Raw genomic sequence first — 8,561 nt, 5'->3', positions numbered from 1 at the left:
TCCTTCCGAAATGGGTTGGCGTCAACAACCAAACCCTACCGGAAAGCGCCGATGACCACCCACACGCCGCTCGCTCGCTACAGCGCTACTAACGGCGCGCTCGTGAGCGGCTTCGCTACCGCCGAGCTACACCACCTGATGGGACACGACCTCGGCGCGCCCGGGTAATCGCGGACGCGCACCGTAGGGCGAGCCACCTCATCGACACAAGCCGACATAGTCATACGTTCGTTCGAAGTCCGACAAGTTGTGAAAAAGCAAACAGAAAGTATCGAACGTGCAGAGTCGGTATATTGGACTGACACCGGTTTCTTGAGCAGGCACGCCTCTTGCACCTTGAGATGCGACGTTCACCAGCAACGGAGCCGTAATATGGCCGTATCAAAAATTCCGCTGAGAGTTACCGCTCGATCAGCTTCTGGCGGCGGAATGGCGCTATGCAGGAAAATCATCGGCGCGCGGGAATCCGGCCTGCAGCAGGCCGAGTGCGCGGTCACTTAATATGCATGCTCAGATCCAGGCGACACGGTCGCTGGGCGCCGTGCGCACTTTCCCAAGCGATCGACATCGTTCCAAGCTATTGTGTTGCACGGATACCCTTCGCAGGTCGGCTGGAGACTTGACGTACTCGATAGGAAATTCAAATCAGCTTTCGACTAGTACGAGATGCGGCTAGGTCGGGTGAATTGTTAAAACCAGCGGCAGGAGAATCGAAAATGTCTAATGAGCTCAATTACGGCGAAATTTATGCCCCTATATATGAAGAATACACCACCGTGCAAGGTATGGTCGCTGAGGTAGACGAGACGGTCGCCTTTCTTGAGCGGTATTGCGGCGGGGGCAGTGCTCTCGAACTAGGTATAGGCGACGGGCGTCTGGCAGCCCCGTTGAGTGAGCGCGGCGTCAAGGTTGAAGGTATCGACAATTCGCCCAGGATGTTGGCGCTTCTCGCCAAGCGTACCGATCTAATCAAGGCTTGGCAGGGAGATATTGCCCGCTTCAAATCAGAGCAACGCTACAGTATGGTGTATTGCGTTTATTGCACTTTCACGCTACTCGTCACCCGCGAAGCGCAAATAGAATGCCTTCGATCTGCAGCGGAGGCGCTAGATGATGAGGGTGTCTTGGTGATAGAATTGGACGTACCGGGTTTGAATCCTCTCGTCGGCGGTCAGAAAACTACAACGTCGCGGCTAGTGGATCATGAGAATACGATTCTCAATGTGACTGTCCACGACCCACTAAACCAGAACTTGGTTTCAAGCCTTCTCTGGTTTTCTGGTACGTCAGTCAGACGTTTACCGCAACGCACCCGTTACGTTTATCACCAGGAACTCGATACCATGGCCGAATGCGTTGGGCTGGAGCTGGTGGAGCGGTGGGGAGATTGGTCGCAAGGTGCGTTCACCGAACGATCCGAACGCCATATTTCGGTCTACCGCCGAAGCAGCCTGTAGTCCGGGATCTCCATGGCAAAAAAGGCTCCAGATAAGCATCAATTGCGGCTATCGCATTAGGCTGTAGTGACAATTTAATCATTTGAGCCAGAGCATGTTGGCTGCGAGCTTGACGAAGCCGAGGAAGTTGCGGCAATTTTGTCGTAGCGCGTTGCGATGCGCCGCTACTGCTTGAACTTGGCGAAAAACGCCTCGATGCCCCAGCGGTTTTGTAGGCGATCTTGTCGCAGCTGTGTTGGTATTTGCGATGGCGTCGCGGCGGAATGACCGGTCCACCGCCTTGGTCGAGGACCACACCATGCAGTCGATTGGGCACCATAAGCGCGGTCTGCGATGACTTGGCCAAGCCCCTCGACCGAGGCAGATGTAGCAGCATGGTGGAGCGCGTCGTGCTCTCGACCAAGGTGCCGATCGCTGAATTGCCAAGGCCGAGGATGAGGTCTCCCTCCCAGTGACCCGGCACCGCGCGATCGGCCGCTTCTGCGGGGCATTGACTGATCATGAGCTCCGGCGAGACAAAGCCCTTGTCTCGCCTGCGTACACCCCCTGCGCCCCCAGTACGCCCCGTTCGCAAGCAGGCCGAGAGCTCGCGGCGCAGCGCTCCCCGACCCTGAACGAAGAGGGCTTGATAGATGGCTTCGTGGCTGGTGCGCATCGTCTTATCGTCCGGAATTCAAGATTGGCATCGTCGGGCAATCTGCCCGGGCTCCAAGCTCTGGCCCAGCGCCAATCTTTTCGCGGGCCATGCCGGTGGCCTTCCAAAATGAGCCGGTCGGGCAATGTCTGGGACAGTGCGGCTATGGAGAGCTTCTTCTCGTCGCTCTGAAAACCGAGCGGACGGCCCGCAAGTACAGGACGAGGAATGACGCCAAGGCGGATGTGTTCGATTCATCGAGCGCTCCAACAACCCTCGGCGAAGCACTCGACACTGGACTTATCTGAGCCAAGCTATGTTAGCTTAGCCTCGTGTCCGAAAGACCTGCCCGCGGTAATTGGCGGAGAAGGCGACGGCCGCCTGACCAATATCGCTGACTTAAACCTAAACGCGGTGGTAAGCCCCAATGGCTCCGCTGCGCCGGACTTCATACTTAATGTATAGTGGCTTTCGAAGCGTCTCTTACACGTCGACAATTCCAAAATTAACGGCCTTTATTGCTGCGGCTGTCCTATTGCAAGTGTCTAGCTTTCGCATCACGTTCTTTATATGGAAATCGACTGTGTTTGCCGATATTCCTAGGATTGTTCCTACTTCCCACGACGACTTACCTTTGGCCGTCCATAGTATACACTCTTTTTCTCTTAGGGAAAGGTCGGGGGTTTTCTCGCTAACGCTCAAATTTTCGAACTTCGTGAATCTTCTATGAAAATGAAATGCAGCAAGTTCCAAGTATGTGACTGTTCTATTTTTGAATTCGCCGTCCCAAGGATGAGCAAAGCTCATCACCGCGGTCCTCCCATCCGGGCCATGTAACGGAACGCTAAGGCCTGACCTCAAGCCGAACGTCGCAGCCTCATCGAAAACGCGCCGCTCGTTGTCAGTCGTGCTTGCGTCGTCGTACACCTCACTCCATCGAAAGGCGCCTGCGCGCTTTCGACTGGTTTTGATGATGATCGGATCTATCCTGTCATAACTCATTTCGAAATACCGATCCTGCCATTCGACAGGATAGTTCAGCATGACCGCTGGATCGCGTCGGACCGGCTTCAAAATTCCTGGTTCAGGGGTAAGCGAACGATAAGCGATCCACGGGCAATCAAAATTTAGGGCAAAAGCAGACAATAGGTCGAACAACTGCTGAGATCGAGCAATGCCATTGGTCTGGTCTAGAAATCGGCCGAATTCTACCGCAAACGCCTCTCTGGTTTCGCTAGGGAAATTCATCGAGGGGGCAAAGAAGACCGGTCTGACACTTTGATTGCCAGACCTCGAAGTTGAGAGACAGCAGTTGTCGGCGGGCGTTCCATAGGGCTTTGCTCCGCAGCCATTTGCACCGGATGTTGTCACTGACGCACAAGCCGGGTGTAAGGTTACGGCCCTGCGCGCGTCCTCTGCATCGACGAAGTTCTACCACCTCGTTGCAGCGTTAAATGTTATTTGAAATTAAATTTATGCTTCGCAAGGTTATACGAGTGCAACAAACGACGAAATACGCTTTGAGTTGCCAGGCCCCGGGCGTGTTCCGCGACTTCATGTGGTCGACTTTAGATAGCTGGTCACGACGACGGCGGATCGTCGCCAAGGCCGAGTGGGTGACCCAGGGCACAAATCCGCGCTTGGTCGTGACCTCGCTCAAGCCAAAGCGTTGGGCGGCACGGGGGCTTGAGGAGGATCTCTACTGTGCCCGCGTCGACATGGGACCCGGATCAAGGAGTGCCAGCTCGACCTCTACGCCGACCGTCTCGGTGCGTCGGATCAAGGTCGTAATGGCTTCAGCCTGTCCATACGCAGACGAATTTGCCCTGGCCCACGCTCGAATATGCGCCGCGGCCCGCTGACGCCGCCGGACCTGAACCCTTCCCGCAAACAAAAGAGGAAAATTGCAGAGCCCACCACCGCCGCTCTCCGCGGCGCTGGCTGCGCTCGTCCTCAAAACGGGGATGAGCAGCACCGACCCGCGCCAGTCAAGATGCGGCTCGAGCCTGGCTCAGTGAAAGAAGCGGGCTAACCCTGCGCGAGAGCCGGCGCATCAAAGCCGGTCTGACGATGGGGCGCCCGACCACCATAAAGACGCTCGCGGCCTTCAACTTTGCTTTCCAGCCCTCGCTCGATCGCAACCGCATCATGGCGCTGGCCGAACTGAAGTTCATCGGCGGTGCGTGATGGGATGGACGGCACTCCCTCATATGACTGCGACAGCCACACTATGGCACTCGATGCCGGGAGCGGAGGCCGTCCACCCCACCAGGTCAGTGTAGCCAAAGGCGGTGTACGCGAAGTTCGGTTTATTTGTGAAGAGAAGAGGTTGGCCCGGAAAAGGTTGCTTCGAGACCGGGCCGACTGGTCACGGACTTTGCCGTCAGGTCCCCGATCTTGGTCACAACGGCAAGGTGGTTGCGCCCGCCATGGTTCCGACACGGTCGGGCGAGCGCATTAAGACGAACCGACGGGGCGCTGTCATTCTGGCGTGGCTGCATCGGACTGGCGAACTGACCGGTCGAGCCTTCTCGGTCGGAAATTGACGCGCTCGTGCGTCAACTACCAGATGCCGTAGTATCGACACCCGCGCGAAAGCTCTAGTGAGTTCCGGTCCCAACGCACGACCGGGGAGATATCGACATGTGGAGCAGTGACAACCAATGTATCGCTGAATGCGACGTTTACACGCAGGAGGGCTCTGAATGAACACCGATGTCTTTGCAGCTCATGAGTCTAACGTTCGTCGCTATGGGCGGTCGTTTCCTACAGTCTTTAAGAGGGCCCTTGGAGCGACAATCTGGGGCGAGGACGGTAACCCATATATCGATTTCCTCGTAGGATCGGGCGCCCTCAACTACGGGCACAATAACCCGAATATTGTTGAGCCAGCGATTGAGTATCTCCTCGGCGAAAACATTCTTCTATCGCTCGACATGTACACAGTCGCAAAACGTGAATTCATCGAAGTGTTTGTGGATTCGATCCTGAAGCCCAGGGGGCTTTCTTACAAGATACAGTTTCCCGGGCCGACCGGTACAAACGCTAACGAAGCAGCGCTGGCCCTCGCGCGAAAATATACCGGCCGCTCAAGCATCATGGCATTCACGAATGCGTTCCATGGCATGTCGCTCGGCTCTCTGGCGGTGTCAGGTTCGGCTTCAACCAAGGAACTGGGCGGGGTCGCTCGCCACGACGTGACTCGTGTCCCCTACGACGGCTATCCTACCCCAGCTTTCGATTCCGCGAGTTACATCGACCATGTATTGAGTGACGCAGGCAGCGGCATTGACAAGCCTGCAGCAATTATTCTGGAGACCATCCAGGCAGAAGGCGGCATGAACACTGCATCCGCAGCTTGGCTCATAGAAATTCAGCGCATTTGCCATCGGCATGGTGTCGTTTTGATCGTTGACGACATTCAGGCGGGTGCGGGACGAACGGGGGAGTTCTTCTCATTCGAGTTCGCGAAGATCAATCCTGACATCGTATGCCTTTCGAAGTCCCTAAGCGGGTCAGGTAGTCCGTTCTCCATTGTTTTAATTCGCCCGGATTTGGATATTTGGAATCCCGGAGAACATAGCGGGACGTTCAGAGGCAACAATCTAGCCTTCGTGACTGCAAGGGCGATGTGCAAAATGTGGTCCGACGGACAGTTTACTACAGGTGTAGAGCGGACAACAGCCAGACTGCAAAGACACGTAGATAGTCTTGTTGCGAAATTTCCTTGGTGCATTGAACAAAAGCGCGGCCGCGGTCTGATGGCTGGCCTAAAGTGCCGCTCCCAGGCTGTCGTCAGCCGGGTGCGCCATGTCGCGTTCGAAAATGGCCTGCTGATCGAATCTTCAGGACCAAATCGCGACGTCATCAAAGTCCTGCCACCGATAACTATCACCGACGACGAACTCGATCATGGTATCGCCATCCTGGATCACGCACTAAAGGAGCAAGCCAATGGGTACTGACCAAGCATCTCAAGCGCCTGCCATCTCGCCTCCTACAATCAGAGAACGAACCGGCTCAATCAGCACTGATGAAATCGTCTCAGTCCTGAAAGGTGAGATCACCGCTCTGCACGTCAAGCAAGCTTTCAGTACGCAAATAGCGGAAGAAATCACCGCGAACTTTGTTGACAGTCCCGGTCTCAGGGAGCGTAAGGATGGCGTCTCCGGACAGTATGTCGGCGCATCCCACTACAGGAAGGATGCAGCCAGCTATTTCGCAGAATCGGAAACGGCGCGACCACACGTCGACGCCCTTTTTGGCAATTTGGTTGATCCGGTCCGAGCACTATTCGACGCGTTGAAGCGCGAGCTTCACAAGCAGGGCACTGAATTGAGACTTGCTCGTTCGGCGCACGGTCAGGCAAATGTCTGTCGCGCTCTCAGTTGGTCTGACGGGGGCACGTATGCCCTCCAACCCCACGACGACGTCGCTCAAGTCCTGTGTGCCGGGAGCGATTACGAGCTTTCTGCCGTGGCGATAAACACCGTCGCAGCACTCAACTTTTATCCCAGCATGGCCGAGGAGGGTGGCAATCTTCGCCTCTGGTATCACAAGCCGTTAGTCACCGACCGAAAGTCGCAAGGCGTGGAGACCACGGGATACCCCTATTCGGCAGCCTATCTTGAAGACGTTCCTTGTCGCGAATTCCAGCTCGAAGTTGGGGACATCGCCCTGATCGACGGCGGTTTCGTTCATGGCGTTACCAGACAACCAAGGAATGGAAAGCGTCGCCTAGTGCTGAACAGCTTCTTTGGATTCGCGCGACCAGATCTTGTTCTCTGGTGGACCTGAAGTGGACAGCGCACACTGACTGCGCAGTTGTCATCCGCCGAAACCTACGCAGCGACGATGTTGCTGGGTTCTTCGGGGGCGTTGCCCTGATCGGGATTGAGCTGCGCGACGGGACACCACTGGGCTCGCGTTCTGATGGGGCCATCAGGTCCGGCGGACGCCGGCGTCCTATGTGAAGCAATACGTAGCGGCAGAAGAATGATGCAACAGATGCGGAGGCGATCTGCGAGGCGGTGACGCGGCCGTCGATGCGCTTCGTTCCGGTGAAGAGCCAGGAGCAGCAGGGTGTGCTGATGCTGCATCACGCCCGAGAACGGATTGTTCATCAGCGCACGGACCTAGTGGATGGAATCTAACATTTGGTTCCCCGCGTTTGACGGCAGCGATGATCTTGTCTGGATCGGCGATCCAAGAAAAAGGTTTGGGTTGCTGGTTGTGCTCTACGAGGAAGCGGTTGATTGCCGCTTGGAGGTGGACAACGGAGTGGAAGACGCCGCGCTTGAGGCGACGCTTCGACAACTTCGCGAAGAAACCCTCGACCGCGTTGAGCCACGAGCACGACGTCGGCGTGAAGTGGAAGGTGAAGCGCTGATGGCGGCCGGGCCAGGCACGCACCTTGGGGTGCTTGTGGGCGGCATAGTTGTCGAGGACGACGTGGACGGCCTTGCTGGCGGGCATTTGCGCCTCGATGGCGTTGAGGAAGCGGATGAACTCCTGATGGCGATGCCGCTGCATGTTCTTGCCGATAACGGTGCCGTCGAGCACGTTGAGGGCGGCAAACAGGGTGGTCGTACCATGCCGCTTGTAGTCGTGGTCATGGTGCCGAGCCTACCCTTCTTCATGGGCAGGCCGGGCTGGGTGCGGTCGAGCGCCTGGATCTGGCTCTTCTCGTCGACCGACAGCACGACGGCGTAAGCCGGAGGATCGACATAGAGGCCGAACCTTGCGCAGTTTGTCGACGAACTGGGGATCGTTGGAGAGCTTGAACTGGCGCCAGCGGTTGGGCTGCAGCCCGTGCGCCTTCCAGATTCGGCGCACCGCGCTGGCGCTGATGACGGCCGCGGCCGCCATCATGTCGGCGGTCCAGTGCGTCGTCTCGCCAGGCGGGTCCTGCAACGTCAGTGCCACCACGCGCTCGGCGACTTCAGGTCCGAGTGGGGCAATGCGCGAGGGGCGCGTCCTGTCGCGCAACAGTCCCTCGAAGCCTTCCGCGGCGAAGCGCTCCTGCCAGCGCCACACGCAGGTCTTGGACTTACCAGTTTGCCGCATGATCTCGTCGGTGCCCACGCCGTCGCTGCTCAACAGAATGATCTCGGTTCGCCAAACGTGCTTTTGCGGCGCATCGCGATCTCTGATCAGCGCGCCCAGACGCCGACGATCAATCGAAGAAACGGTGAGCAATATTCCTGTGCGCATGCGCCGGACTCGCATGCGCACTCACAAAAGGGAATCCCCAGCCGGACTTGATCTGGCGAACACTGCGGAACAACATGGCCGTATTCATAGAGTCAGGCTCTGAGCGCTTTGACTGGTGGTTTACGCCTCGGCCAAAACCGATCGGCTGAGCGTGACATAGCGCGGCGGCTGCAGACGATGCCCGGGGGCGGTTCGCTGCCGCTCTGGCGATCGAGGCCTTTGCGCCTCCGCTGCGGGCGCTGCCTGGCTCGCCTCGT

General features: G+C 57.2%; 4 protein-coding genes and 7 pseudogenes. 7 read left to right on the top strand and 4 right to left on the bottom strand.

Features of this window, described 5'->3' with window-relative positions:
• Positions 1–716 precede the first annotated feature (716 nt).
• Positions 717–1,457 (top strand): class I SAM-dependent methyltransferase, encoded by a 741-nt coding sequence (locus NKI46_RS30015; protein ID WP_352749497.1) that lies wholly within the window; start codon positions 717–719, stop codon positions 1,455–1,457.
• Positions 1,458–1,535: 78 nt separating this feature from the next.
• On the opposite strand, the pseudogene NKI46_RS30010 reads toward NKI46_RS30015, so the two are convergent.
• Both NKI46_RS30010 and NKI46_RS30005 read right to left on the bottom strand, forming a co-directional pair.
• A pseudogene (locus NKI46_RS30010) lies at positions 1,536–1,798 on the bottom strand (transposase); the annotation flags it as partial.
• A gap of 17 nt (positions 1,799–1,815) precedes the next feature.
• Positions 1,816–2,124, bottom strand: a pseudogene (locus NKI46_RS30005) (transposase); the annotation flags it as partial.
• 96 nt (positions 2,125–2,220) lie between these two features.
• On the opposite strand from NKI46_RS30005, the pseudogene NKI46_RS30000 reads away from it, so the two are divergent.
• A pseudogene (locus tag NKI46_RS30000) lies at positions 2,221–2,419 on the top strand (IS3 family transposase); the annotation flags it as partial.
• A 155-nt stretch (positions 2,420–2,574) separates the two neighbouring features.
• Here the strand turns inward: NKI46_RS30000 and NKI46_RS29995 are convergent.
• Entirely contained in the window at positions 2,575–3,339 is a 765-nt protein-coding gene (locus tag NKI46_RS29995) for a helix-turn-helix transcriptional regulator (protein ID WP_352749495.1), read from the bottom strand.
• Between the two features lie 275 nt (positions 3,340–3,614).
• On the opposite strand from NKI46_RS29995, the pseudogene NKI46_RS29990 reads away from it, so the two are divergent.
• The 5 genes and pseudogenes from NKI46_RS29990 to NKI46_RS29965 form a co-directional block, all read left to right on the top strand.
• Positions 3,615–3,953, top strand: a pseudogene (locus NKI46_RS29990) (transposase); the annotation flags it as partial.
• A gap of 166 nt (positions 3,954–4,119) precedes the next feature.
• Positions 4,120–4,266: pseudogene (locus NKI46_RS29985) on the top strand (ATP-binding protein); the annotation flags it as partial.
• A gap of 530 nt (positions 4,267–4,796) precedes the next feature.
• Positions 4,797–6,056 carry a diaminobutyrate--2-oxoglutarate transaminase gene (gene ectB, locus NKI46_RS29975; protein ID WP_352749493.1) on the top strand — a complete coding sequence of 420 codons (1,260 nt, stop codon included), beginning with the start codon at positions 4,797–4,799 and terminating at the stop codon, positions 6,054–6,056.
• Entirely contained in the window at positions 6,046–6,888 is an 843-nt protein-coding gene (locus tag NKI46_RS29970; protein WP_352749491.1) for a 2OG-Fe(II)-dependent halogenase WelO5 family protein, read from the top strand. Before ectB ends, NKI46_RS29970 begins: the two co-directional genes overlap by 11 nt.
• A gap of 188 nt (positions 6,889–7,076) precedes the next feature.
• Positions 7,077–7,241 (top strand): annotated as a pseudogene (locus NKI46_RS29965) (IS110 family transposase); the annotation flags it as partial.
• Here the strand turns inward: NKI46_RS29965 and NKI46_RS29960 are convergent.
• Positions 7,227–8,304, bottom strand: a pseudogene (locus NKI46_RS29960) (IS630 family transposase). The pseudogenes NKI46_RS29965 and NKI46_RS29960 sit on opposite strands and share 15 nt — an antisense overlap.
• Positions 8,305–8,561: the final 257 nt, after the last annotated feature.

The organism is Mesorhizobium sp. M0615 (genome assembly GCF_040320805.1).
Taxonomy (GTDB): domain Bacteria; phylum Pseudomonadota; class Alphaproteobacteria; order Rhizobiales; family Rhizobiaceae; genus Mesorhizobium.
This window is presented reverse-complemented; position numbering and strand designations above follow the sequence as displayed.

Coding starts and splice junctions, on each gene's coding strand:
- NKI46_RS29970 (WP_352749491.1), top strand. CDS start 6,046: ATGGGTACTGACCAAGCATCTCAAGCGCCTGCCATCTCGCCTCCTACA.
- ectB (WP_352749493.1), top strand. CDS start 4,797: ATGAACACCGATGTCTTTGCAGCTCATGAGTCTAACGTTCGTCGCTAT.
- NKI46_RS30015 (WP_352749497.1), top strand. CDS start 717: ATGTCTAATGAGCTCAATTACGGCGAAATTTATGCCCCTATATATGAA.
- NKI46_RS29995 (WP_352749495.1), bottom strand. CDS start 3,339: ATGAATTTCCCTAGCGAAACCAGAGAGGCGTTTGCGGTAGAATTCGGC.